Below are 25938 nucleotides of genomic sequence, written 5' to 3' on the forward strand. Positions count from 1 at the left end.
GTGGCCCGTCGCCCGCCGGATGGCGGCGGGGCGGGGGTTCAGCGGAGGTGACGCGTCACAGCGACGGGTAGAGCGGGAACTTGTCCGCGAGCGCGGTGACCCGGGCCTTGAGGGCGTCGGCGTCGTAGCTGGGCTTGAGGGCCTCGGCGATGATGTCGGCGACCTCGCGGAAGTCCTCGGCCTGGAAGCCACGGGTGGCCAGGGCCGGGGTGCCGATGCGCAGGCCGGAGGTGACCATCGGCGGGCGGGGGTCGTTCGGGATGGCGTTGCGGTTGACCGTGATGCCGACCTCGTGGAGGCGGTCCTCGGCCTGCTGGCCGTCCAGCTCGGAGTCGCGCAGGTCGACCAGGACGAGGTGGACGTCGGTGCCGCCGGACAGGACCGAGACGCCGTGCTGCTTGACGTCGTCCTGTACCAGGCGCTCGGCCAGGATGCGGGCGCCGTCCAGGGTGCGCTGCTGGCGCTCCTTGAAGTCGTCGGAGGCGGCGACCTTGAAGGAGACGGCCTTGGCGGCGATCACGTGCTCCAGGGGCCCGCCCTGCTGGCCCGGGAAGACCGCGGAGTTGATCTTCTTGGCGAGCTCCTGGGTGGAGAGGATCACACCGCCGCGGGGGCCGCCGAGGGTCTTGTGGGTGGTGGTGGTGACCACGTGGGCGTGCGGCACGGGGGAGGGGTGCAGGCCCGCCGCCACCAGACCGGCGAAGTGCGCCATGTCGACCATCAGGTAGGCGCCGACCTCGTCCGCGATCCGGCGGAAGGCGGCGAAGTCGAGCTGGCGGGGGTAGGCGGACCAGCCGGCGACGATCAGCTTGGGGCGGTGCTCCTTGGCGAGGCGCTCGACCTCCTCCATGTCGACCAGGTTGGTCTTCTCGTCGACGTGGTAGGGCACCACGTTGTAGAGCTTGCCGCTGAAGTTGATCTTCATGCCGTGGGTCAGGTGCCCGCCGTGGGCGAGGTTCAGACCCAGGATGGTGTCGCCCGGCTTGATCAGCGCGAACATGGCCGCGGCGTTGGCCTGGGCGCCGGAGTGCGGCTGGACGTTGGCGGCCTCGGCACCGAAGAGCGCCTTGATGCGGTCGATGGCGATCTGCTCGACCACGTCGACGTGCTCACAGCCGCCGTAGTAGCGGCGGCCGGGGTAGCCCTCGGCGTACTTGTTGGTGAGGACGGAGCCCTGGGCCTCCATGACGGCGACCGGAGCGAAGTTCTCCGACGCGATCATTTCGAGGGTGGACTGCTGGCGGTGGAGCTCGGCGTCGACGGCGGCGGCGACGTCGGGGTCGAGCTCATGGAGGGAGCTGTTGAGAAGCGACATGAGTTTTCCTGGGGAGTCAGGGGCGCGAGGGGCCTCTCCGGACGGGTCCGGGGGAGCTTCCGCGCGGGCGGTGGCGGTCGGGGCTCCCGTCCGGGCGGGCCCGGGAGCGGGGGAGAGCCGGGGCTCAGCTCTGGATGAAGGCGGCGTACTCGTCGGCCGAGAGCAGGTCGCCCGGCTCGCCGCTGATCTTCACCTTGAACAGCCAACCACCCTCGAACGGGGCGGAGTTCACCAGCGAGGGGTCGTTGACGACATCCTCGTTGATCTCGGCGATCTCACCGTCGACGGGCGAGTAGAGGTCGCTGACCGACTTGGTCGACTCCAGCTCACCGCAGGTCTCGCCCGCCGCGACCGTGGAGCCGACCTCAGGGAGCTGTACGTAGACGACGTCGCCGAGCGCGTTGGCCGCGTGCTCGGTGATGCCGACCGTCGAGACGCCGTCCTCGGCGCCCGACAGCCACTCGTGCTCCTTGCTGTAGCGCAGCTGCTGGGGGTTGCTCATGGCTCGATTCTCCTGTACGCGAGGGTGTGATCGTGAAGGGGGGCACCTCCGGACGAAGTCCGGGGGCACGTCTTGCGCAGTGAGACGCGCGGGCGCGCGCCGCCGCCTGCCGTGGATGAACGGTTACTTCTGCCGCTTGTAGAACGGCAGCGCAGTGACCTCGTACGGCTCATGGCTTCCACGAATGTCCACGCAGACACCCTCCGTGCCCGCCGTGGCGTAGGCCGCGTCGACATAGGCGATGGCGATCGGCTTGCCGAGCGTGGGGGACGGGGCCCCGGAGGTGACCTCGCCGATGACCGTGCCGTCGGCCGTGACGACCGGGTATCCGGCCCGCGGCACCCGGCGGCCCTGGGCGATCAGCCCGACCAGCTTGCGCGGCGGCCGGGTCTCGGCGCGCTCGGCGGCCTCGGCCAGGGCGTCGCGGCCCACGAAGTCCCCGCCGTTGGTGGTCTTCTCGAATTTCACGACCCGGCCCAGGCCCGCGTCGAACGGCGTCGTCGCGGTGGTCAGCTCATGCCCGTAGAGCGGCATGCCCGCCTCCAGGCGCAGGGTGTCCCGGCAGGACAGCCCGCAGGGCACCAGACCGGCGTCCTTGCCCGCCTCGGTCAGCGCCTCCCAGAGGGCGACCGCGTCGGCCGGCCGGACGAACAGCTCGAAGCCGTCCTCACCGGTGTAGCCGGTACGGGCGATCAGCGCCTGCACCCCGGCGACCGTGCCGGGCAGCCCCGCGTAGTACTTCAGACCGTCCAGATCGGCGTCCGTCAGCTTCTTGAGGATGCCGGGGGACTCCGGGCCCTGCACCGCGAGCAGTGCGTAGGCGTCCCGGTCGTCGCGGATCGCGGCGTCGAAGCCGCCCGCCCGAGCGGTCAGCGCGTCCAGCACCACCTGGGCGTTGGAGGCGTTGGCGACGACCATGTACTCCTGGTCGGCGAGGCGGTAGACGATCAGGTCGTCGAGGATGCCGCCCTTTTCCTCACAGATCATGGTGTAGCGGGCGCGGCCCGTCTTGACGCCGCCGATGTTGCCGACCAGCGCGTAGTCGAGCAGGTCGGCGGCCTGCGGCCCGGTGACGGTGATCTCACCCATGTGGGAGAGGTCGAAGAGTCCGGCGCGGGTACGGACGGCGACATGCTCGTCCCGCTCGCTGCTGTAGCGCAGCGGCATGTCCCAGCCGGCGAAGTCGGTCATGGTCGCGCCGAGCGCGCGATGGGTGGCATCCAGCGCGGTACGGCGGGGGGCATCAGTCATGGTTCTGGGCTCCCAGGCAGGGGTGACAAGACGTTCTCCCCATCTGTCATCGGAACCTGAGAGGTTCACCGGTATCCCGCGAAAGGACCCGGTTTGCACCTTGGGTGGAGCCGCCCCGTCAGCCGGGCGGCGGCTCGCTTTTCAGATCTGCCTCGCCCGTGCGGTATAGGGGCCTGAGAGATTCAAGGGAGGACTTGCTCCTTCGGCGCCCCGCCGTGGCGGCCGGGGACTCTCCCGCGCGGGTTCAAGCGGCCGGTATGCAGTTGGCGGTGCACGGGTGAGCTGTGATGTGCACGTGGCGGCCACATCATTGCACGGGAACGCCGGATAAAGGAGCCCCCGCCGCCGCCCCGCCCACGACGTGGGCAGATCGGACAATCGCCTTGATGGGCATTACCTTTTCTTGACACTCTGCGGGTAGGGGACGGACTCGAACCGGACCAGAACGGGCGGGGAGGGCGATCACGGTGCACAGCGAAGCGGCATTCGGGGCGACTTCAGGGGTCGTGCCCCCGGACGCCGTGCCGACGGCGCCGTCCGCCGCCATGTCGCGGCCCGGCCGTGCGCGGCGGGCCGTCATCCGGCCCGGACGCCGCACCGCGGTCGTGGACCTGCGGGGCGAGCGGCGCCCGCCCGGCGCCACCGAGCTGCGGTTCCCGGCCGGCGACCTGGTGGTGGTCTCCGGGCTGCCGGGCAGCGGCAAGAGCACCCTGATGCACCGGGTCGTGCCGTCGCTGGACGGGCACGGCGCCGTCGTGCACCGCATCGATTCCCAGGACGTCCGCGAGCGCTGGGAGCACGGCAGGCTGCGCCGGCTGCCGTACGGGCTCTACCGCCCGCTGGTCCGGGCCGCCCACTATCTGACCCTGGGCCGTGCGCTGCGCTCCGGCGCCAGTGTGGTGGTGCACGACTGCGGGACGCTGGCGTGGGTGCGCCGCTGGATCGCGCGCGCGGCGCGGCGCGGCGGCCGCGGGGCGCATCTGGTGCTGCTCGATGTGGCGCCCGAGGTGGCGCTTTCCGGCCAGGAGTCACGGGGTCGCGGGGTGTCGGGGTACGCCTTCGCCCGGCACCGCGGGGCGGTGGGCCGGCTGGTCGGCGCCGCGGAATCGGCCCGGCTGCCGAAGGGCTTCTGCTCTGCCGTCCTCCTCGACCGGCGGGCGGCGAGCGCCCTGGAGACCGTCACCTTCCACTGAGTCGCCGGACGCGCCCCCGCACACCACACCGCGCGCCTTCTCGTCTAGGGTCTTTGGCCAGATGGCGCGGTTTGGAACGGGTGGGACGAATGACATTTCCGGAGCAGGGGATACCGCAGCTGGCATGGCCGGCGAACGAGCTCGAAGAGGTGCTGTCCGCGTCCGTCGGACACCCGGGCGCCGGTGGCCGGATCGTCGAGGTCCTGGGCCGTAGCCGGCTGTGGGTGCCGCTGCCCGAAGGCGGCGGCCCGGAGAGCGCGGGTCCCGGCGCCCGCGGCCTCGATCTGCCCACCGTCGAGCTCGACGGTGCGCACTACGTCCCGGTCTACAGCTCCGAGCAGGAATTCCTGCGGGTGATCGGCTCGCATATGTCCTTCACCGTCGCCCCGGCCCGGGAGTTCGCCCGCGGCCTGCCGCCGCAGATCGGCATCGCGGTCAACCCCGACGGCACGGTCGGCGTCCCGCTGCCGCCGCCCGCGGTGGCCGAACTGTGCCGGGACCGGGGGCTGGGGCAGCCGGAGTTCGAGGGGCTGCCGAGCGGCGGCCGGGTACGGCTCTTCGAGCCGGACTGGCAGGACGAGCCGGTGGACTTCCTGGCCTCGGCCGGGCTGGAGTTCTCGGGCGCCGGAATTGTCCTGACTGCCCGGCGTGCCCTGGCAAGCGTCGAGGGCGACACGCCCGCGCTGTTCGTCGGTGTTCAGGTCGCGGCGGATGCCACCGCGCTGCACGACGGCACGGCCCGCGAGGCGGTACTGTCAGCCCTCGGACGTGCGCTCGGCGCGGTACCGCTGCCCTGGCCCGTACAACTCGTCATGCTCGACCTCGCCCAGGGTGACCCGGTCGCCGACTGGATACTGGAGCGCGTGCGGCCCTTCTACAGTCGTGACCACTCGTAAGGGCTTGCCCGATGGGCCGGGGCCGGGCCCGCGACGGAGCGAGCGCGGCGAGTGCAGTGCACCGGACACCGCGGCCTTCCGGCCCTGGCCCATCGGCAAGCCCTAAGCTGGTTGGATGACAGGCGGGCGCACCCTCACGTGCCCTGCTGAGAGAAGGGACGGACCACGTGAGCGCGGGTGCGCATCAGGGGCCGGCGGCGGCCGGACAGCTGGAGCAGCTGCTCCAGCAGGTCTCGCCCGGCCGTTACGACGCCTATGAGGCACTGCTGCACGCGCTCGCCGCGGGCCAGGTCTGGATGCTGCTCTGGCAGGGCCGGGCCGGTACGCCCGATGCGCAGTACGGAAACATGGAGGTCGAGGGCCTCGGCTATGCGCCGTGTGTGACCTCGGCACCCGAACTCGCCGCCTCCGGCTGGAACCGTGACCACGAGGTGGTCACCGGTACCGAAATCGCCGCCGCGCTCTTCCCCGACCGCTGGGGCCTGTGGCTGAATCCGCATGCTCCCGGTGGCGGCGTCGGCATCCCCTGGCTGGATCTGCGCCGTATCTCCGGCGGCCTCGACCGGCTGCCCGCCGGTCCGCTGCGGATCTCGGAGCCGGTCATCGACATCCCGCAGTTCTACGCGCTCCTGGCCCAGAACGCGCACCGGACGCCCGCCGTCCGGTCGCTGCGCCGGGCGTGGGTGCAGCCCGCGCTGGGTGCCCCGTATCTGGCGATCGGTCTGGATCTGTACGACACCGGCCAACCAGCGGTGGATTCGGTGCGGTTGATGATCCAGCAGTCGATCGGCGCGGTTCCGGACGGTCTGCCCGTCTCCACGGTCGCGATGAACGACGAGTACGACCCGGTCGGCATGTGGATGCGGGCCTCCACACGCCCCTTCTTCGACCGTGACGGCTACGTCCAGCCGCAGGCCCCCGCGCCCTCCTACGGCTACGGCTACCCGCGTCCGTACTGACGTCCGGCGCGCCCGCCCCGGCGCCGGGCTTGGGCTGAATTCACCCCAAGCGCCCCGCAGTTGAGCCCCCTTCTCACGGGTATACACACCGCTCAGCCCGAACTTTTGTCCGTATAACGGAATGCCGCGGACCACATCACAGTTACGCATCCTTTCCTCTTCAGGGCTGGTGACTGATCGCGAATCGGATGAAGACTCCGGCAGCAGAGGGCCATCGGTCCTTTGTACGAGCGTCATCCGAGAACGGCGTCGCGCACCTTTTGAATTTCCATAAAACGCGAACTTCCGCGATGCCTGCATGACTTGCACCAGTGATGTGAAGAAGGCCGCTACCGCGGCGGGGCAGGGGCCGGCCATTGTCGGCCGAGAGGGGTCAAGGGCACCGTGACCGCACCGATCGAGACCACCGGAGCAGCTGCTGAGGCGCAGCCGGAAGCGGTGCTGAAAGGCGTGGAAGGAAAGCGGATCGAGGGGCGCTCGCTCGGTCAGATCGCCTGGCTGCGCTTTCGGCGGGACAAGGTCGCGGTGGCCGGTGCCATCGTTGTCATCCTGCTCATCGCCATCGCCGCGCTCTCCCGCCCGATCCAGTCGCTGCTGGGGCTGGACCCCAACAACCCCAACCAGTCGCTGATCGACCCCAACACCACGCTCCCCAAGGGCGACTTCGGCGGGATGAGCGGGGACCACCCCCTGGGTGTGGACCCGAAGTTCGGCCGCGATCTGCTCGCCCGGATCCTGGAGGGCTCCTGGGTGTCGCTGATCGTGGCGTTCGGCGCGACCCTGCTGTCGGTCGCCATCGGCACCGTTCTCGGTGTGGTCGCGGGCTTCTACCGCGGGCGGGTGGATGCCTTCATCAGCCGGATGATGGACGTCTTCCTGGCCTTCCCGCTGCTGCTGTTCGCCATCGCGATCTCCGCCTCGCTCCAGGGCGGCGCCTTCGGTCTGGAGGGCCTGCCGCTGCACATCTCGGTGCTGATCTTCGTGATCGGCTTCTTCAACTGGCCGTACATGGGGCGGATCGTGCGCGCGCAGACGCTGTCGCTGCGCGAGCGGGAGTTCGTGGACGCCGCCCGCGGCATGGGGGCACGCGGTCCGTTCATCCTCTTCCGGGAGCTGCTGCCCAACCTGGTGGGTCCGATCATCGTCTACTCGACGCTGCTGATCCCCTCCAACATCCTCTTCGAGGCGGCGCTGAGCTTCCTGGGCGTCGGTATCCAACCGCCCCAGGCGTCCTGGGGCGGCATGCTCAACCAGGCGGTCAAGTACTACGAGGTCGACCCTCAGTACATGATCGTCCCCGGCCTCGCGATCTTCGTCACCGTGCTGGCGTTCAACCTGCTCGGTGACGGTCTGAGGGACGCGCTGGATCCGCGCAGCCGCTGATGGCCGCGCCTGGCACCCGCTCAGAAGTCTCACCAGCGTTTTTCGCAGTTCTGCAGTTCTGACGTACCGAGGTACCGGCGTACCGACGTACGGACGTTTCTCGACGAACGAAGGGGACACCGACCAATGCGAAGGTCAGTTCCGGTCGCGGCTGTCGCGGCCATCACCAGTGCGGGCCTTTTGCTGGCCGGCTGCAGCGGGGGCAAGGGCTCCTCGGAGGACTCGGGCGAGGCGAACGCCGCCACCAAGGGCATCGTCAACGCCTCGGACGCGAAGGGCGGCACGGTCACCTACGCGATCAGCGACGCCCCCGAGTCGTTCGACCCGGGCAACACGTACTACGCCTTCATCTACAACTTCAGCCGGCTCTACGCGCGCCCGCTCACCACCTTCAAGCCGGGCCCCGGCCCCAAGGGCAACGAGCTGGTCCCGGACCTCGCCGAGTCGATGGGCAAGCCCAGCGACGGCGGCAAGACCTGGACGTACAAGATCCGCAAGGGCGTCAAGTACGACGACGGCTCCACGGTGACCGCGCAGGACGTCAAGTACGCCGTCGAGCGCAGCAACTTCGCGCGTGACACCCTCTCGCTGGGCCCGAACTACTTCCAGCAGTTCCTCAAGGACAACGACGGCGGCTACAAGGGTCCCTACAAGGACAAGAGCGAGGCCGGTCTGAAGTCCATCGAGACACCGGACGAGCAGACGGTCGTCTTCCACCTGAAGAAGCCGTTCGCCGAGTTCGACTACCTGGTGAGCGCCCCGCAGACCGCTCCGGTCCCGCGGGCCAAGGACAAGGGCGCCGACTACACCAAGTCCGTGCTGTCCACCGGCTCGTACAAGTTCGAGAGCTACGAAGAGGGCAAGAAGCTCACCCTGGTCCGCAACCCGCACTGGTCCGCGAAGACCGACCCGCTGCGCAAGCAGCTGCCGGACAAGATCGTCCTGAATCTGAAGGTCGCCCAGTCGACGATCGACAAGGACCTCAAGTCCGGTAACACCCTGGTGGACCTGGCCGGCCGCGGTGTCGACGGGCAGACGCAGGCCCAGCTCCTGACCGACCCCAAGGAGAAGGCCAACACCGACAACACGCTCGGTCAGCGGCTCGTCTACACGGCGCTCAACACCAAGGTGAAGCCGTTCGACAACATCGAGTGCCGCAAGGCCGTCCAGTACGCCATCGACAAGAAGGCCGTACAGACCTCGCTCGGCGGTCCGATACGCGGTGAGCTGGCCTCCACGGTCCTGCCGACCGACATCGACGGCTACCAGAAGTACGACCTGTACCCGCAGAAGTACGCCGGCGACAAGCTGGATCTGACCGAGGCCAAGAAGCACTGGGAGAAGTGCGGCGCCGGTAAGACCACGACCACGATCCTGGCCCGCAACGACCGCCAGGACGAGGTCGACGCGGCCACCACCGTCATCGACTCGCTCAAGAAGATCGGTGTCACCGCCAAGATCCAGTCCTACCCGACCAGCAAGTACTTCTCGGACTACGCCGGTGTGCCGAAGTTCAACAAGAAGAACAACGTCGGCCTGATCATGATGCAGTGGGGCTCGGACTTCCCGACCGGCTACGGCTACCTCCAGCAGATCCTCAACGGCAAGGCGATCAGCCAGTCCGGTAACACCAACCTGTCGGAGCTGGACGACCCGGAGATCAACAAGCTGCTGGACAGCGCCATCGCCAACACCGACAAGGCGGCCCGCGAGAAGGCGTACGCCGAGATCGACAAGAAGACGATGGAGCAGGCGGCGATCGTTCCGCTCACCTACTTCAAGGTCCTGATGTACCGCTCGCCCAAGGCCACCAACCTGGTGTCCACCTCGGCCTTCAGCGGTCAGTACGACTACCTCAACATCGGCGTCAAGAAGTAGCAGCCCTGGAAGGCAGGTGAAGGCATTGGTGTCCGCGGGCCGGCTCCGGCCGGCCCGCGGCGCCGACGCCGCATCCCCGTGTTCTCGTACATCATCCGCAGGTTGATCAGCGCAGTGGTGCTGCTGCTGATCGTCAGCGCGGTCACCTTCGGCATCTTCTTCCTGCTGCCGAAGCTGGCCGGGCAGAGCACCGACCAGCTTGCCCAGCAGTACATCGGAAAGGCCCCCACGCCCGCGGACATCGCCGCGGTGAAGAAGAATCTCGGCCTGGACAAGCCCGTGTACGAGCAGTACTGGGACTTCCTCAAGGGCATTTTCGTCGGCGTCGACTACAAATTCGGTCCGGAAGCGGCCAAGTGCCATGTGCCGTGCTTCGGTTACTCCTTCAAAACGCATATCGAGGTCTGGCCGGAGATCCAGTCCCGGCTTCCGGTGACCCTCTCGCTGGCCGCCGGCGCGGCCGTGCTGTGGGTCGTCTCCGGTGTCGCCACCGGTGTGCTCTCCGCGCTGCGCCCCGGCTCGCTCTTCGACCGGATGGCGATGGGCGTCGCACTGGCCGGTGTCTCCCTCCCGATGTTCTTCACGGGAGCCCTGGCCCTGGCCCTGTTCACCTACCAGTGGCCGATCTTCGAACGCAGCGACTACGTACCGCTGATGGAGGACCCGTTCCTCTGGGCCCGGACGCTGGTCCTGCCCTGGGTCACCCTGGCCTTCCTCTACTCCGCCCTCTACGCCCGGCTCACCCGGGCCGGCATGCTGGAGACGCTGAGCGAGGACTACATCCGTACGGCCCGCGCCAAGGGCCTGCGGGAGCGCAAGGTGGTCGTCCGGCACGGTCTGCGGGCCGCGCTCACGCCGATCATCACGGTCTTCGGCATGGACCTGGGCCTGCTGCTCGGCGGTGCGCTGATCACCGAACAGGTCTTCTCGCTCAAGGGAGTCGGCGCCTTCGCCGTCGAGGCGATCAACGCCAACGACCTGCCGAACATTCTCGGCGTCACCTTGCTCGCCGCGTTCTTCATCGTCATGTGCAATCTGGTGGTGGACGTTCTGTACGCCGCCGTCGACCCGCGGGTGAGGCTCTCGTGACCGACTCCTCCCAGGACAAGACCGAGACCGCGGCGGCCGGGTCCGCCGCGGCCACCACCACCGAGAAGGCACCGGCGCCGTTCCTCCAGGTGCGGGACCTCAAGGTGCACTTCCGCACCGACGACGGGCTGGTGAAGTCCGTCGACGGCCTGAACTTCAGCCTGGAGAAGGGCAAGACGCTCGGCATCGTCGGCGAGTCCGGCTCCGGCAAGTCCGTCACCTCGCTCGCCGTGATGGGCCTGCACCGCGCCTCCCGCCAGCAGCGCAGCAAGGTGGACATGTCCGGCGAGATCTGGCTGGACGGCAAGGAGCTGGTCTCCGCCGATCCGGACGAGGTGCGCCGGCTGCGCGGCCGCGAGATGGCGATGATCTTCCAGGATCCGCTGTCCGCGCTGCACCCCTTCTACTCGGTCGGCAACCAGATCATGGAGGCCTACCGCGTCCACCACGACGTGGACAAGAAGACCGCGCGCAAGCGGGCCGTCGAGATGCTCGACCGGGTCGGCATCCCGCAGCCCGACAAGCGGGTCGACGACCATCCGCACCAGTTCTCCGGCGGTATGCGCCAGCGCGCCATGATCGCGATGGCGCTGGTGAACAACCCCGAGCTGCTGATCGCGGACGAGCCGACCACCGCACTGGACGTCACCGTTCAGGCGCAGATCCTGGACCTGATCCGCGATCTCCAGAAGGAGTTCGGCTCGGCGGTCATCATCATCACCCACGACCTCGGCGTGGTCGCCGAGCTCGCCGACGATCTGCTGGTGATGTACGGCGGACGGTGCGTCGAGCGCGGCCCGGCCGAGAAGGTCTTCTACGAGCCCCAGCACCCCTACACCTGGGGACTGCTCGGGTCCATGCCGCGCATCGACCGTGACCAGACGGACCGGCTGATCCCGGTCAAGGGCTCGCCGCCCAGCCTGATCAACGTCCCGTCCGGCTGTGCCTTCAACCCCCGCTGCCCGTATGCGGATGTGCCGAAGGACAACCTCACCCGTACGGTCCGCCCCGAGCTGCGCGAGGCCGGCGGCGGGCACTCCTCCGCCTGCCATATGTCGCAGGAGGAGCGGGAGCGTATCTGGACCGAAGAGATTGCGCCGAAGCTGTGACCGAGACGACTGACGACCAGAACAAGAAGATCCCGCTCCAGAAGGGGACCTCCACAAAGGCCCCCGCCGACACCGCGCCGCTGCTGAAGGTCCGCGGTCTGGTCCGGCATTTCCCGATCACCAAGGGCCTGCTCAAGCGGCAGGTCGGCGCGGTGCAGGCGGTCGACGGCATCGACTTCGACGTACGGCCCGGGGAGACCCTCGGTGTCGTCGGCGAGTCCGGCTGCGGCAAGTCGACGATGGGCCGGCTGATCACCCGGCTCGACGAACCGACCGGCGGCTCCATCGAGTTCCAGGGCCAGGACATCACCCATCTGTCCCCGGGCCGGCTGCGGCCGATGCGCCGGGACGTGCAGATGATCTTCCAGGATCCGTACGGTTCGCTGAACCCGCGGCACACCATCGGCGGGATCGTCTCCACCCCCTTCCGTCTCCAGGGCGTCGAGCCCGAGGGCGGGGTGAAGAAGGAGGTGCAGCGGCTGCTGGAGCTGGTGGGCCTGAGCCCGGAGCACTACAACCGCTATCCGCACGAGTTCTCCGGCGGCCAGCGGCAGCGCATCGGCATCGCCCGGGCGCTGGCGCTCAAGCCCAAGCTGGTGGTCGCCGACGAGCCGGTCTCCGCGCTGGACGTGTCGATCCAGGCCCAGGTCGTCAACCTCATGGACGACCTCCAGGAGGAGCTGGGCCTGACGTACGTGATCATCGCCCACGACCTCTCGGTCATCCGGCATGTGTCGGACCGGATCGCGGTGATGTACCTCGGCAAGATCGTGGAACTGGCCGACCGCAAGGCGCTGTACGAGTCGCCGATGCACCCGTACACCAAGGCGCTGCTGTCCGCCGTCCCGGTGCCCGATCCCAAGCGGCGCACCCAGCGCGACCGGATCCTGCTCAAGGGCGATGTGCCGTCGCCGATCAACCCGCCGTCCGGCTGCCGGTTCCGTACCCGCTGCTGGAAGGCGACCGAGGTGTGTGCCACCACCGAGCCGCCGCTGGTCGCGCTGCGGACCGGTCACCAGGTGGCCTGCCACCACCCCGAGAACGCGCCCGACCCGGCACCGGCGGCCGGTGCGTCCGGCGGGGCCGGCCAGGAGCCAACCGGTAAGTAACACCGAGGAATTGGCAAAGTCCCGGGCAAAGCGGCACGGGAGGGTGCAGAGTCAGCGCGGTTGTTCTCCATCCGCCCGTGTGTCCGAAAGGACGGCTCATGGCACTCTCCCGTTCTGCGCGTCGCACCTCCCGCTGGCTCGCCCTGGCCACCGCCGTGGCCTCGGCAGCCTCCATCGCCGCCGCTCCCGGCGCGTCCCCCGGCGCCCCCGGCGTCGGTGACCCGTACTTCCCCACCCTGGGCAACGGCGGTTTCGACGCCCTGCACTACGACCTCGGGGTCAGCTACCAGCCCGGCAGCGGCCGGCTCGACGGCCGGACGACGCTCACCGCCCGTGCCACCAAGAACCTCTCCGCCTTCGACCTCGATCTCCAGAAGCTGACGGTCGACAGTGTCCGGGTGAACGGCCGTCGGGCCCACTTCGGCAGATCCGGCGACGAGATAACCGTCCGCCCCGATTTCCCGCTGCGCCACGGCACGAAGTTCACCGTCACCGTCGCCTACCACGGCGTCCCCAAGCCGCTGAGCGGCCCGATCGTCTTCGGCTCCGACTACGGCTGGATGAAGACCAAGGACGGGGTCTTCGTCGCCTGCGAGCCGAACGCCGCCTCGACCTGGTTCCCCTCCAGCGACCACCCGGGCGACAAGGCGACCTACGACATCCGCATCGACGCCCCCAAGGGGCTGACCGGTGTCTCCAACGGGCGGCTGGTCGCCACCCGGGAGGCGCACGGCCGCTCGTACGCCCACTGGCGCGAGACCCGGCCGATGGCCACCTACCTCGCCACCGCCACCATCGGGAAGTTCGATGTCCGTACGGGCACCACGCCCGGCGGCACGCCCATCTACGTCGCCATCGACCCCACCCTGCCCACCGGCAAGGTCGACGTCTACGGCATCACCGCGGAGGCCACCGACTACTGGTCCCAGGTCTTCGGCCGTTACCCCTTCGAGGTGACCGGGGCGATCGTCGACGACATGCCGCAGGCCGGCTTCTCCCTGGAGGTGCAGTCCAAGCCGGTCTACTCGGCGGTGCGCAGCGAGTCGACCATCGTCCATGAGCTGGCGCACCAGTGGTTCGGCGACTCGGTCTCGGTGAAGAAGTGGCAGAACATCTGGCTCAACGAGGGCTTCGCCACGTACGCCCAGTGGCTGTGGAGCGAGCACCGCGGCACCCGCAGCGCCCATGACACGCTCCGCGCGCAGTACGCCGACATCCCGGCCGACAGCGACTTCTGGAAGGTGAAGGTCGCCGATCCGCAGCGGGACACCATGTTCGCGGGCGCGGTCTACGCCCGGGGCGCGATGACGCTCCAGGTGCTGCGGGAGCGGATCGGTGACAAGGCGTTCTTCAAGCTGCTGCCGGCCTGGACCGCCCGCCACCGCTACGGCAACGCGGAGACCTCCCAGTTCATCGCGCTCGCCGAGAAGATCTCCGGGCAGCAGCTGGACGACCTCTTCGACGCCTGGCTGAACACGGACAGCAAGCCGGCGCTGCCCGAGTAGGCCCGCCCGGGGCCTGCGGTCAGCCGGCGTCCGGCCCGCCGCCCCGGGGGCGCAGCTGCTGCGGCCGCGGCAGATGCAGCCCGAGGTAGACCGCCCCCATCCGCAGTCCGAAGACCACCCCCGCCGAGATCGCGGCGGCGGGGGTGGCTCCGGTGCCGAGGTGGTCCAGCAGCAGGTAGCAGCAGGCGCCGGCCAGTGCGGCGATCGCGTAGACGTCCTCCCGCAGCAGCAGCGGCGGGAACTCCCCGCACAGCACATCGCGGACGACCTCACCGGTGACCCCGGTCAGCACCGCCAGGATGATCACGGCGAGCGGGGTGGCGCCCGCGCCGATCGCGGCGCGCGCCCCGATCACCGTGACCACGGACAGTCCGATCGCGTCGACCACCAGCAGCGACTTGTGCGGCAGCTGCCAGAAGCGCAGATAGATCATGGTGCCCACGCCGACACAGATGATCACGGTCAGCAGTACCCAGTCGTGCGTCCAGTACAGCGGCCGCCGGTCCAGGATGAGATCGCGCAGCGTGCCGCCGGAGATGGACGCGGCGAAGGCGAGCACCAGCCCGCCGAAGGGGTCCATGTTGGCGCGATAGGCGGCCAGCACCCCACTCGCCGCGAAGGCCGCGACACCCGCCAGGTAGAGGACGTGAAGCATGGCGCACATCATCGCAGGCGCGGAAGGAGTGGTTCCGCCCGAGGCGGTAAAAACTGACACTACCGGTCGGTAACCATCCCGTGTAGCGTGCAGCCCATGGCTCTGGCGACCCACCGCACCAGCGAGTTCGACCGCGATACGGCGGTCACCCGCCGCGCACCCGGCGTCTATGACGCCCACCTCTCCGCCGGCTGGACGATCATCCAGGCGGTCAACGGCGGCTACCTCCTCGCCCTCATGGGCCGCGCCCTGGGCGACGCCCTCCCGCACCCCGACCCGATGTCGGTCACCGCGCACTACCTCACGGCCTCGGTCCCGGGCCCCGCGGTGATCCGCACCGAAGTGGTCCGCACCGGCCGCACGATGTCGACCGGCACCGCCACCCTCGTCCAGTTCGCGGAGGACGGCAGCGAGGTCGAGCGGCTGCGGGTGCTCGCCGCGTACGGCGACCTCGGCGCGCTGCCCGACGACGTCCGCACCACCGCCAAACCCCCGGCCATCCCGCCGTACGAGCACTGCCTGGGCACGGACAGCGCCCCCGGCGGCCGCCCCGCGATCCCCGGCAGCACCGCCATCGCCGAGCGGCTCGCCCTCCGGCTGGACCCGGCGACCGCGGGCTGGGCCGTCGGCGCCCCCTCCGGCAAGGGCGAGATGCGCGCCTGGTTCGGCCTCGCCGACGGCCGCGAACCCGACCCTCTCTCCCTCCTGCTGACCGTCGACGCGCTGCCGCCCACCGCCTTCGAGATGGGCCTGTCCGGCTGGGTTCCCACCGTCGAACTGACCGCCCACATCCGCCGCCGCCCGGCCCCCGGCCCGCTGCGGGTCGCCATCACCACCCGCAACCTCGCCGGCGGCTTCCTGGAGGAGGACGCCGAGGTCTGGGATTCCGAGGACCGACTCGTCGCCCAGTCCCGGCAGTTGGCGCGCGCGGTGCTCCAGGGCTAGCGCACCGATGTCGCTTCCGTGCCCTTTTCGCAGGTGACTGCGGGTGTCGAAGCGGAAAAAGGGTGGGAAAGTGCGGGCGGTGGCCCCGCGGCTCATGTCAGACTGACCGGCATGGGGGATGTGGCTCTCAGAATCGATGAGGCGACCGTCGTGTGGCTGCGGGCCGAGGAGCCGGCCGCCACCGGCCGTCCGGGCACGCACGAACACTCCGGCACACAACCGCCGTCCGGCGGCGGACGGCAGCAGTCCGGCGCAGACGGCGAGTTGGAGCTGCCCGAGGAGTTCGGCTCCGCCCAGCCGGTCAGCGTGGAGAGCCGGATGAGCCGGGCACTGACCCGCGGCGGAGAGGCCCTCGAAGAGGCCCTGCGGCCGCTCGGCGGCGTCCTCGGCCAGATCCACCGCTCGATCGCCGCCGGCAGCCACCGGCCCGACGAGGTCACCGTGGAGTTCGGTGTCACCCTCGGCTCCGATCTGAGCCTCGGGGTGTTCGCCGGCAAGGGAGACGCGAGCTTCAAGGTCTCGGCCACCTGGAATCTCGGCCAGAGCGCGGGGGAACCCGGCGGGACGGCCCCGTGATCGCAGGCGCAGGCCCCGACACCCCGCTCCAGCAGTCCTTCGCCTCCGTACGCCACGGCGACCACGCCATCGGCGCGGGGGTGCTGGTCGCCGAACGGCTCGTGCTGACCTGCGCCCATGTCGTCAACAGCGCGCTGGGCAGGGACCGTTTCGCCCAGGAGACCCCCGGCCCCGGCGACACCGTCACCCTCCGGCTGCCCCATGTCGCGGCGGGCCACGACCTCACCGCCCGGGTCTTACGGGAGATGTGGGTGCCGCCGCGGGCCTCGGCGGCCGGGAGCGCGCCCGTCGAGCCCGGCCGGGTGCCGTACCACGGCGATCTCGCCGTCCTGGAGCTGACCGGCGCCGCACCCGAGGGCGCCGAACCGGCCCCGTTCCTCCAGCACCATTACGCCAACGAGACCATCGCCTTATGGGCCAGCGGCAATCCGCTGCCCACGGTGCGCGCCGTGCCCCGGGTCTCCGCGCCGCCCTGGATCGCGCTGGACGTGCTCGGCGGCGCGCAGGTCACCGAGGGCTTCAGCGGCGGGCCGCTGTGGGACCGCGAGCGGCAGGCGGTCGTCGGCCTGGTCGCGGCCGTGCACCGCGCCCCGGAAGGGGCCGCCCCCGGGGCCCGGCCGACGACGATGTACGCCATCAGCGTCCCCGCCATCGAGGCCGAACTCCCCACTCTGCCGCCCTCGGCCGTGCCCACCGCCCGGCGCGGGGTCCAGCAGCTGCTCACCGCGCTGGAGCGGGTACTGAAGGGCCGAGAGGCGGTGCTCGCCTGTGAGGAGCGGCTCGCCGCCCGGCTCGGCCGGCCCTCCGCCGGCCCGGCCGCCGACCTGGAACGGCTGGTCGGCCTGGCGGTCAGCGTCCGCCGCGGCATCCCCGAACTCCTCGACCTGGTACGGGACCACGAGCCGCCGGTCGCCGACCCGTATGACCCGCACGCCCGGCCCGGCCTCTACGGTGCCCGCGAGGACTGGGAGCGCCTGCGCCGCGCCGCCCGTACGGTCCGCCCCGCCGAATACCTGACCACCCGCCAACGCCGCGACCTCTCCGGCCTGTTGGCGCACTGCACCCGTACGGACCCCCGCAACCTCCTGGAACGCGTCCTGCCACACGCCCCCGAGCTGCCCGCCGTCACCGGCCTCGCCGATGCGATGGACGCCCTGGAGGGCTTCAGCTCCACCACCGGGGCTCCGGTGCCGCCGCTGCTTCAGGGCGTGGTGCGGATCAGCGTCGACGAACGCGCGGCCGGGGCGTACCCGGCCGAGGACCTCGACGCGTGGGTCGAGCGCGTCGCCGCCCGGTCCGGGGTCGACGAAGCGGCGGTCTGCCAGTTCCGCGCCGATGTCACGGCCGCCGCGGCCCCGGTCCGCGCCCCGGTCCCCGTCCGGCCGGCCACCGGCACCCCGGCGGCCCTGGCCCCCCGCGTCCAGGTGGAGCTGCTGCCCACCGCGACCGGACGCCGCTTCACGTACCAGATCTGGACCTTCGCCGACCGCCAGCCGCACCGGCTCGCGCTGGTCCGCGATGCCGAGGCGGGCAGTGAGCAGGTGGTCGACGACATCCGCCGGGTGCTGCGCACCGAGGTCCGGGAGGACCCGGAGACCGCCCTGGTGGAGTACTTCCTGCCGTCCGCCTGGCTCGGTCTGGACGTCGACTCCTGGGAATCGCCCGACAGCGACGAGGACGGGCCGTTCGCGCCCGGGATCACCCGGCGGGTGGTGGTGCGCACCACGGAGCGCTCCCGGGAGAGCTACGCCGGCTGGAAACAGCGCACCGCCGCCCTGCCGCACGCCAAACGCCTGGTCCTCGACCACCGGCACACCGACCGCAAGGTCGCCCGCGCACAACTGGAAGTACACCGCGACGCCGGTACGGTCATCGTGTGCTGCGAACCGCACCACCACGGCACGCTGTTGCGGCAGTGCGTCCAGGCGGGCGTGCACACCGTGCTGTGGCACCGCGCCGAACACGGCGAGCACATCGCCCAGGACCTGCTGGCCCTGGTCGACGGCACCGACCACGCCGAAGTCCCCGAAGCGGTGCGCCTGGAACGGGCCAGGGCGATGGCCGAGCCGGAACGCGACACCCACCACGGCCGCCGGCTGTCCCTGCTCTACGACGCGCCCGACCATCGGCCCCCACAACTCGCCCCGGACGCCTGGGTGCTGACGCAGCCCTGAGTGCCGGAGCGTGGATGCAGCAATGAACGAGGAGAAGGTGCGGTGACCGGACAGAGCGCAGCAGGCCCACACGACGACCCGGGGGCGGCGCCGGAGGACTGGTGGGTGTTCCGCGGCCCCGCCGAGCTGCCGGCCCCGCCGCCCTGGCGCCACCTTCCCGCCGGCCGCGGGGAGGCGCCCCGGGCGCCGTATCTCCTGGAGCGCAACGAGATCTCCGTCATCAACGCCGCCCTGCATCTGCACCGTCCGCTGCTGGTCACCGGCCGCCCCGGCGCCGGCAAGAGCTCGCTGGCCCGCGCGGTCGCCGAGGAACTCGGGCTCGGTGACGTCCTGCGCTGGTCGGTCAACAGCCGCTCCACGCTCCAGGACGCCCTCTACCGCTACGACGCCGTGGGCCGCCTCCGGGAGACCTCGCTGCGCCGGGAGCGCGAGGCCGCGCACGGCTCGGCACGCCGCCCCCGGGTCCGGCGCGCCACCGGGGCCGGCGACATCGGCCAGTATCTGCGCCTCGGCCCGCTCGGCAGCGCCCTGGCGGCCGGCCGCCCCCGGGTCCTGCTCGTCGACGAACTCGACAAGGCCGATATCGACCTGCCCAACGACCTGCTGGTCGTGCTGGAGGAGGGCGAGTTCGAGATCCCGGAGCTGGCCCGGCTGCCCGAGCACCAACAGGAGGTCCAGGTCCTGCTGAGCGGAAGCCGGGAGCGGGTCGCGGTCCACCGCGGCGTGGTCCGCTGCACCCACTTCCCGATCGTCGTCATGACCAGCAACGGCGAACGGGACTTCCCGCCCGCTTTCCTGCGCCGCTGCGTACGGCTGGATCTGCCGGAGCCGACCGGCGACCGGCTGCGGAAGATCATCGAACACAACCTGGGGGAGCGGGCGGTCGCCGCCGCGGAGGACCTCATCGAGGTCTTTCACCAGCGCGCGAAGACCCAGACCCTGGCCACCGATCAGCTGCTGGCCGCCGTCCATCTGCGCATCAGCGGCGCCGACCTCACCAAGGAAGAGCTCCTCGCTGCCGTGCTGCACCGCCTCGACGAGTCCATGTCGCCATGATCGACCGACTGCGACAGGCGATGTCGGCGGCCGGCTACGACCTCGGAGCCACGGAACTCCTCGATGTGCTGTGGCTGTCGCGGGCGATGGAGGGGCGTACGGCGGCCGGAACGCCGGGGGATACGGGGGAGTCGGGGGACTCGGTGGAGCGTGTGGGCGGGACGGGCAGCGCGAGCGGGGGCGGGGCCGAGGAGGCTGACGGGGGCGGTGAGGCCGACGCGATCCGCGGGGACGGGGTGTGGGGCGCGTCCGATGCGGCCGAGGCCCCCGATGAGCCCGACGCGGCCCACGCATCCGACGGAGCCGATGCGTGCGCAGCTGCCGCTGCACCCGCAGTTCCCGCCGACTCGGCCGCCCCCGCCACCGAGCCCACCGACCGCACCGATCACGCCGACCCCACCGACCCTCTGAACCCAGCGCTCCCGCCCCGGCGCGCGCTGTACGCCATGGGCAGCCAGGGCGGTGAGCCGGGCGCGGACCGGGCCCGCACCGCGCGCGTCCCCGGCGGGCGGGCGCTGCCCGACGCCCAGCAACTGGGCCGGGCACTGCGGCCGTTGCGCCGGTCCCGGGACCACCCGCACCGCACCGTCACCGATATCGAGGCCACCGTCCGTCTCGCCGCCGAGACCGGTTTCCTCGATGTCGTCTCCCGCCCGGACCAGGAGCGGTGCTGGTCGGCCGTGCTGCTGGTGGACTGCTCGCCCTCCATGCAGGTGTGGGGCCCGCTCGCGGCCGAGCTGCGCGCGCTCCTCGCCCGGAGCACGGTCTTCCGTTCCGTCCACATCCTGCCCGTCGATCCCCAGGATCTGAGCGGCCCGGCGGGGCGTCGGCGGTCCGCGGGCGCGGCGGTGACCTTCCTGCTGACCGACGGGACGAGCCCGGGATGGCGCAGCCCGCAGGCCGTACGCGCCCTCGCCGCATGGGGCCGCCGCGGCCCGCTGGCCGTACTGAACCCGCTGCCCCGGCGGCTGTGGCGGGGCACCGCCCTGGACGCCCGCCCCCGGCTCCTGGCCGCACCGGGCGAGTTCGACCCCCTCGGCCGGCTCATCGTCTGCGATGCGCTGAGCGGCGAGCGCGATCCGGAGGCGGACGGCCTCCTCGCGCTGCCCGTATTGCACCCGACCGCCTCCGCGCTGGAGCAGTGGGCCGGGCTGCTCACCCGCCCCGGAGTGCCCCATCTGATCGAAACGGTGCTGCTGGACGAGGCGCCCCCGGCGTCCGCCCGGCCCGCCGTACCCGAGGGCACGGCCGAGGAGTTGCTGTCCCATTTCAGGGGGGCGTTCTCGCCCGAGGCGTACCGTCTCGCCGTCCGCCTTTCGGCCATCCGTCCCCTGACCACACCGCTGATGCAGCTGGTGCGCGCCGCCACGATGCGGGACGCCGGGCCCACCCATGTCGCGGAGATCCTGCTCGGCGGCCTCCTGGAGCGCACCGACCAGGCCCGGGACGCGGCCGCCGCCCACACCCTGGACCGTGCCCTGGGCGTACCGCCATCGAGCCAACTCGTCGACTCCGTCTACGACTTCCGCCCCGGCGTACGGGAGCTGCTGTTCAGCGGGCTCGGCGCCGAACAGGCCGTGGAGGTCGTCGAGGCGGTCGGCCGGTCGCTGGAGCCGTACATGGGGCGGCTGCCGGACTTCCCGGTCCTGATGGGGGACGAGGAGGGGGAGTTGCGGCTACAGGCGTCGGCGCGGGCCTTCGCGGTGCTGGCCAGTCCGGTGCTGGAGCGGATGGGGGGTGTGGTGCCCGAGCTGACCGACCACCCGGTGCCCGCCCAGCGCCGCGCCGTGCCCCCGCCCCCGCCGCCACCGCGCTTCGGCGTCCTCGGCCCCGTCCGCGCCTGGCGCGGCGCGACGCCGCTCGCGCTGGGCGGCCCGGAGGAGCGGGCGCTGCTGGCCGCCCTGTTGCTGCGTCCGGGGCACTCCGCCGCCGCGACCGAGCTGATTGCCGACCTCTGGGGCACCCGGCCGCCACATCACGCCCTCGCGTCGCTGTACGCCTGCGCCGGCCGGCTGACCGCGGCGCTCGGCGCCGACGGCGGGGCGGGTACCGGCACGGATCCCGGCGTGCATCCCGGCGTGGATCTCCTGGTCAGGGAGCAGGACGGGGGCTATGCCCTGCGCCGCCCCGACGGCAGCGCACCCGTCCTCGACCTCGATCTCGACCGGGCCGAGCAACTGATCGACCGGGCCCGCCGTGTCGGGGACCCGGCCGCGGCCCGCCAACTGCGCGACGAGGCACTGGCGTTGTGGACCGGCGAATCACTCGCCGGGCTGCCGGGACCGTTCGCCGCGGCCCAGCGGGCCCGGCTGGAGCGCTGGCGCAGCGACCTCACGAACGGGCACCACCGCCCCCTCGCCGAGGAGCCCGCACCCGATCCGGCCGGTCCACGGGCCGACGCGGTGGCCCTGCCGCCCGCACCGGAGCCGTTCGCCGGGCGCACCGAGCAGCTCTCCCGGCTGGCCGCCGGACTGACGCAGGGCACGGGTGACGCCCCGCCCTGCCGCTTCCTCCACGGACCGGCCGCGGCGGGCAAGACGGCGCTCGCGCTGCGCGTCGCCCACGAGGTGGCGGAGCACTTCCCGGACGGACAGCTGTTCCTGGATCTGCGCGGCAGCGCCGAGGCGGCAGAGGAGCGGGTCACGCCGACCGGCGCCCTCGAAGCGCTGCTGCGCGCGCTGGGCGTGCCGGACGACCGCATCCCCCCGTGGCGCGACGGGCGGGCGGCCCTCTACCGCTCACTGCTGGCCGAACGCCGCGTGCTCATCGTGCTGGACGACGCACCTGACGCCGACGGGACAACGGGGGCCGACGCGGCCGCCTCCCTGGACCCCCTGCTCCCCGGCCGCACCGGCGAGCCCGGAGGCCGGGGCGGCGCCGTCCTGGTCACCGGCCGCGGGCGCCCCTCGCTGCCCCCACTCGCCGAGGCCCTCGAACTGACCGCACTGACCCCCGCCGAGGCGCAGGAGCTGTTCACCGACCCCGGCCCCGCGGCGCTCCGGTGGCTCGACGCGCGGCTCTCCCCGGCGGCGCGGCGAGCCTTCCGCCTCCTCGCCGTGGCGGACACCGCCGGAGCCTCGTCCGCCGGCCTCTCGTCCGGCGCCGCGGCCGCCCTGCTCGGTGCCTCGCCAGAGCGGAGCAACTCCCTCCTGGAAGAGCTACGTTCGGCCGGCGCGCTCCACAAGGCGGGCACCGGCCGCTACCGCTATACGGGCCAACTGCGGCGCCTCGCCTGCCGGTCCGCCGATCAGGAGCTGACGGAGGCGGCCCGCGACGAGGCCCTGGTCCGGCTGCTGACCTGGTATCTGGCCCTGGGCCGGCAGATGCACGCCCTCCGCTGCCCGAGCGACCGGTTGCTGAACGACCTCGCCCGCGTCCCCTCCGACGGCCCCGCGCCCGCCGAGAAGGACCGGGCCCGGGCCCTGACCATCTGGGCCGAGGAGACCCCCGGGCTGCTCGCCCTCCTCCGCCGCGCCGCGCTCCGCACCCCGGGCATCATCCGCCAGGCCGCCGATCTCCTGCTGCTCGCCCAGGTGACGGCGGACTCCGGGGCGCTCTCCGCCGCGTACGAGCCCGCCGCCCGGACGGTGGCGGCGCGGGCGGCCAGAAACGGCGACGCACGGGCGGAAGGCCGGGCCCGGCTGGCGCTCGCCGAGGCGTACCTCGCGCTGGGCAAGTGCGCCGAGGCCGAGCCCGAAGCGCGACGCGCGGAGCAACTGGCCGACCGCTCCGGCGACCCCCTCACGCGGTTCCGCGCCCCGTATACGCGCGGCCTCATCGCCCTCCACCAGGGGCAGCACGACACCGCGGAGCGGCAGCTCACGGCGGCCTGGGAACAGTGCCGCCGCCGCAACGACCAGCTGGGCGAGGCCGATGCGCTCGCCGCGCTGGCCCGGCTCTGGGCGGCGACCGGCAACAGCGGCGACGCCGTCCTGTTCGCCGAGCGGAGCGTGGGCGTCCACCGCCGGCTCGCCGACGGCTCCGCACGCCTCGCCCACGGCCGCTACGCACTCTCCGAAGCGCTGTCGGCGGCCGGCCGGCACGCCGACGCACTCCGCGAACTCTTCCAGGCACTGCCCCTCTTCGAGCAGGACCACCAGCGTCTGTGGGCGGGACGGACCCGCTGCCGGACGGCCGAGGCGATGGTCGCCCTGATCCGCCCCGGCGAAGCGGTGACCGCCGCCGAGGACGCGGCGAAACGGCTGCTGGTGCCGGGCGGCGAACGGTGGCGCGCCGACGCCCTGACCGCCCTGGGCCACGCCGAGACCGCCCTGGGCCGCAAACAGAGCGCCCAGACACACTGGCGCGAAGCCCTCGCCATCCACGAGGACTTCGGCGCCCCCGGGGCCCACACCCTCCGCGCGCTGCTACGCGACAAGCAGGACGCACCCACGCCCGGCCCCCGCAGACCCGCCCCCTCCCGCACCGCCGACCTCGCACGCACCGGCACAACCCTCCGCGACCTGACCGCCGCCCTCCGCACCCTGACCGACGAACTACGCCTCCAGACCCCTGCCGACAAACCGGACGAGCACCTGTCCGGTTCGGCCGCCCCCCTTGACGCCCTCGAATCCCTCGACACCGAACTCACCACCACCCTCACCGACTTCACCCACACCCCCCGCACACCACGCACCGACCTCCGCCGCCTCCGCACCACCCTGGAATCCCTGACCGCCCCCGAGGCCCTGCCGACCCCGTCGGCCGCCGTAGCCGAGGCGGCGGCGGTGGTCCGCGAGCTGGGACGGCGGATGGCTCCGTAGGCAGCAGGGGCCGACGGAAATCTCACCGCTGGTGTGCCCTCTGCTCGCCTTGCTCCCGCGCCGTCAGCCTCGAAGAGCGCCGGACGTAAGACGCTCGGCGAGCGCGACGACGAGGTCGCGCAGTTCATCGGGGCGTTCGATGACGAACGGCCGGTCGATCGAGGCGAGTGCCGGAGGCAGCCAGTCGAGTCGCTCTGCCCGTAGCTCGAGGCGTAGCCAGCGCTCGGGAGTCGGGGCCGTTGCTGCCGTCGGCTCGTACTCCTCCAGGCTCGCGACGGCGGCGGGAAGGTGGGCGCGGATCTGCTCCACCGTACCGTGGATCCGCAAGGTCACCTCGTGCCGGTACTTCGCCGTGGCGAACCCCGACAGCACGCGCTGGGCCGGACTGGGGCCCTCGGGCACCTCGAACGAGCCGGGCAGGGTCCGCGCGTCTGTGAGGCGATCGAGCCGGAAGGTGCGGTCCTCGTCGATGCCGGCGTCCGTGCCCGTGACGTACCACCGGCCCGCATGCGCGACGATCCCGTACGCGTGCAGGGTGCGTTCGCTGTGCCGGCCGTTGCCATCGGTGTATCTGAGGGAGACCGGTCGGCGGTGGCGTACCGCATCGGCGAGGGTGAGCAGGATCGCCGCGTCCGGGGCGGCGAACTCGCCGGGCTGGTCCGTGAAGGCGAGGGACTCCAGGAGCGTGTCGAGCCGGCGGGCGAGGTGCTTGGGCAACACCCGCCGGATCTTGGCCGTTGCCGTCTCGCTCGCCGTGCGCTCCGTCGTCCGCAACCCTGCCCGGCGGCCGGCGATCAGGCCGAGCAGTACGGCCAGCGCCTCGTCGTCGCTGAGCATCAGAGGAGGCAAGCGGTACCCGGGGGCGAGTCGGTACCCGCCGTACCGGCCGCGCACCGACTCCACGGGTACGTCCAGGTCGATCAGTTGGTTCACGTACCGCCGCACGGTGCGTCCCTCGACGCCGAGCCGGTCGGCGAGTTCGGCCACGGTCCGGGTGCCGCCCGACTGAAGCAGCTCCAGGAGTGTCAGCACGCGGCCGGTGGGTCGAGGCATGGCCACAGGTTACGGCGAATACCGGACCGGTTCTGTCCACTATTCCTCCTAGCCTGCGAAGTCCCGTCACTCCGGCAGCCAAGGAGATCACCATGGACTTCGTCTCGATCCGCATCATCACCGGCGATGTCGCGCGCCTCGTCGAGTTCTACGAGCGCGCCACCGGCGTGCAGGCGAGGTGGGCCACCGAGGACTTCGCCGAACTCAGGACCCCGCACGCCACCCTCGCGATCGCCGGCACCCGTACCGTCCCGCTGTTCGCTCCGGGCTCCGCCCGCCCGGCGGAGAACCGCAGTGTGATCACCGAGTTCCTCGTCGACGACGTGGACCACGTGCACCAGAACCTGTCCGGGTTCGTCACCGACTTCGTCACCGAACCCACCACAATGCCCTGGGGCAACCGGTCACTGCTGTTCCGCGACCCCGACGGCAACCTCGTCAACTTCTTCACCCCCGTCACCGCGGCGGCCATCGAGAAGTTCGGGGCACAGGCGTCCTGAGGCGCCACATCCAAAGGGGCGACGCCC

The 25938-nt window shown here is 71.5% G+C and carries 20 protein-coding genes and 2 riboswitches; of the genes, 15 read left to right on the plus strand and 5 right to left on the minus strand.

Annotated features, from left to right (window positions below; all coding sequences use genetic code 11):
- Nucleotides 1–55 precede the first annotated feature (55 nt).
- From glyA to gcvT, 3 genes are all read right to left on the minus strand, one after another.
- Nucleotides 56–1315 (minus strand): serine hydroxymethyltransferase, encoded by a 1260-nt coding sequence (gene glyA, locus TU31_RS04210; protein WP_042149005.1) that lies wholly within the window; start codon nucleotides 1313–1315, stop codon nucleotides 56–58.
- 124 nt (nucleotides 1316–1439) lie between these two features.
- The gene (gene gcvH / locus TU31_RS04215) at nucleotides 1440–1817 is read right to left on the minus strand and encodes a glycine cleavage system protein GcvH (protein ID WP_042149008.1); all 378 of its coding nucleotides are present in this window, start codon (nucleotides 1815–1817) and stop codon (nucleotides 1440–1442) included.
- A gap of 123 nt (nucleotides 1818–1940) precedes the next feature.
- Nucleotides 1941–3068 (minus strand): glycine cleavage system aminomethyltransferase GcvT, encoded by a 1128-nt coding sequence (gene gcvT / locus TU31_RS04220; protein ID WP_042149011.1) that lies wholly within the window; start codon nucleotides 3066–3068, stop codon nucleotides 1941–1943.
- Nucleotides 3069–3101: 33 nt separating this feature from the next.
- A riboswitch (glycine riboswitch) is annotated at nucleotides 3102–3219 on the minus strand.
- Nucleotides 3220–3315, minus strand: a riboswitch (glycine riboswitch). It abuts the riboswitch before it with no gap.
- A 298-nt stretch (nucleotides 3316–3613) separates the two neighbouring features.
- Between gcvT and TU31_RS04225 the strand changes: the two genes are divergently transcribed.
- From TU31_RS04225 to TU31_RS04265, 9 genes are all read left to right on the plus strand, one after another.
- Nucleotides 3614–4261 carry an AAA family ATPase gene (locus TU31_RS04225; protein ID WP_042149972.1) on the plus strand — a complete coding sequence of 216 codons (648 nt, stop codon included), beginning with the start codon at nucleotides 3614–3616 and terminating at the stop codon, nucleotides 4259–4261.
- Nucleotides 4262–4350: 89 nt separating this feature from the next.
- On the plus strand, nucleotides 4351–5157 hold the full coding sequence (locus TU31_RS04230; RefSeq protein ID WP_042149014.1) for an enhanced serine sensitivity protein SseB: 807 nt from the start codon (nucleotides 4351–4353) through the stop codon (nucleotides 5155–5157).
- Nucleotides 5158–5324: 167 nt separating this feature from the next.
- The gene (locus TU31_RS04235; protein WP_042149017.1) at nucleotides 5325–6116 is read left to right on the plus strand and encodes an enhanced serine sensitivity protein SseB C-terminal domain-containing protein; all 792 of its coding nucleotides are present in this window, start codon (nucleotides 5325–5327) and stop codon (nucleotides 6114–6116) included.
- Nucleotides 6117–6500: 384 nt separating this feature from the next.
- Complete coding sequence (locus tag TU31_RS04240) at nucleotides 6501–7499, plus strand: ABC transporter permease (RefSeq protein ID WP_042149020.1); 999 nt, start codon at nucleotides 6501–6503, stop codon at nucleotides 7497–7499.
- A gap of 126 nt (nucleotides 7500–7625) precedes the next feature.
- Nucleotides 7626–9377: an ABC transporter substrate-binding protein gene (locus TU31_RS04245; protein ID WP_042149023.1), complete on the plus strand. Its 1752-nt coding sequence runs from the start codon at nucleotides 7626–7628 to the stop codon at nucleotides 9375–9377.
- A gap of 78 nt (nucleotides 9378–9455) precedes the next feature.
- Complete coding sequence (locus TU31_RS04250; protein WP_042149025.1) at nucleotides 9456–10466, plus strand: ABC transporter permease; 1011 nt, start codon at nucleotides 9456–9458, stop codon at nucleotides 10464–10466.
- A complete protein-coding gene (locus TU31_RS04255) occupies nucleotides 10463–11575 on the plus strand; it encodes an ABC transporter ATP-binding protein (RefSeq protein ID WP_042149028.1) in 1113 nt (370 codons plus the stop codon). Before TU31_RS04250 ends, TU31_RS04255 begins: the two co-directional genes overlap by 4 nt.
- Nucleotides 11572–12684 carry an ABC transporter ATP-binding protein gene (locus TU31_RS04260; protein ID WP_107070608.1) on the plus strand — a complete coding sequence of 371 codons (1113 nt, stop codon included), beginning with the start codon at nucleotides 11572–11574 and terminating at the stop codon, nucleotides 12682–12684. The genes TU31_RS04255 and TU31_RS04260 overlap by 4 nt, the downstream gene beginning before the upstream one ends.
- Before the next feature lie 98 nt (nucleotides 12685–12782).
- Complete coding sequence (locus tag TU31_RS04265) at nucleotides 12783–14189, plus strand: M1 family metallopeptidase (RefSeq protein WP_042149030.1); 1407 nt, start codon at nucleotides 12783–12785, stop codon at nucleotides 14187–14189.
- A gap of 19 nt (nucleotides 14190–14208) precedes the next feature.
- On the opposite strand, the gene TU31_RS04270 is transcribed toward TU31_RS04265, so the two are convergent.
- On the minus strand, nucleotides 14209–14844 hold the full coding sequence (locus tag TU31_RS04270; RefSeq protein ID WP_052718812.1) for a trimeric intracellular cation channel family protein: 636 nt from the start codon (nucleotides 14842–14844) through the stop codon (nucleotides 14209–14211).
- Nucleotides 14845–14940: 96 nt separating this feature from the next.
- On the opposite strand from TU31_RS04270, the gene TU31_RS04275 reads away from it, so the two are divergent.
- The 5 genes from TU31_RS04275 to TU31_RS04295 all read left to right on the plus strand — a co-directional run bounded on the left by TU31_RS04275 (nucleotide 14941) and on the right by TU31_RS04295 (nucleotide 24358).
- Nucleotides 14941–15789: a thioesterase family protein gene (locus TU31_RS04275; RefSeq protein WP_042149036.1), complete on the plus strand. Its 849-nt coding sequence runs from the start codon at nucleotides 14941–14943 to the stop codon at nucleotides 15787–15789.
- Nucleotides 15790–15900: 111 nt separating this feature from the next.
- The gene (locus TU31_RS04280) at nucleotides 15901–16365 is read left to right on the plus strand and encodes a CU044_2847 family protein (RefSeq protein WP_042149039.1); all 465 of its coding nucleotides are present in this window, start codon (nucleotides 15901–15903) and stop codon (nucleotides 16363–16365) included.
- Entirely contained in the window at nucleotides 16362–18539 is a 2178-nt protein-coding gene (locus tag TU31_RS40190; protein ID WP_042149042.1) for a VMAP-C domain-containing protein, read from the plus strand. The genes TU31_RS04280 and TU31_RS40190 overlap by 4 nt, the downstream gene beginning before the upstream one ends.
- A gap of 42 nt (nucleotides 18540–18581) precedes the next feature.
- Nucleotides 18582–19595 (plus strand): AAA family ATPase, encoded by a 1014-nt coding sequence (locus TU31_RS04290; protein WP_042149046.1) that lies wholly within the window; start codon nucleotides 18582–18584, stop codon nucleotides 19593–19595.
- The gene (locus TU31_RS04295) at nucleotides 19592–24358 is read left to right on the plus strand and encodes an AfsR/SARP family transcriptional regulator (RefSeq protein WP_042149049.1); all 4767 of its coding nucleotides are present in this window, start codon (nucleotides 19592–19594) and stop codon (nucleotides 24356–24358) included. The genes TU31_RS04290 and TU31_RS04295 overlap by 4 nt, the downstream gene beginning before the upstream one ends.
- 63 nt (nucleotides 24359–24421) lie before the next feature.
- Here TU31_RS04295 and TU31_RS04300 read toward each other — a convergent pair whose 3' ends face one another.
- Complete coding sequence (locus tag TU31_RS04300; RefSeq protein ID WP_042149052.1) at nucleotides 24422–25411, minus strand: helix-turn-helix transcriptional regulator; 990 nt, start codon at nucleotides 25409–25411, stop codon at nucleotides 24422–24424.
- A 92-nt stretch (nucleotides 25412–25503) separates the two neighbouring features.
- On the opposite strand from TU31_RS04300, the gene TU31_RS04305 reads away from it, so the two are divergent.
- Complete coding sequence (locus tag TU31_RS04305; protein WP_042149055.1) at nucleotides 25504–25911, plus strand: VOC family protein; 408 nt, start codon at nucleotides 25504–25506, stop codon at nucleotides 25909–25911.
- Nucleotides 25912–25938: the final 27 nt, after the last annotated feature.

Origin of the sequence: Streptomyces lydicamycinicus (genome assembly GCF_000829715.2) — a bacterium.
Taxonomy (GTDB): domain Bacteria; phylum Actinomycetota; class Actinomycetes; order Streptomycetales; family Streptomycetaceae; genus Streptomyces; species Streptomyces lydicamycinicus.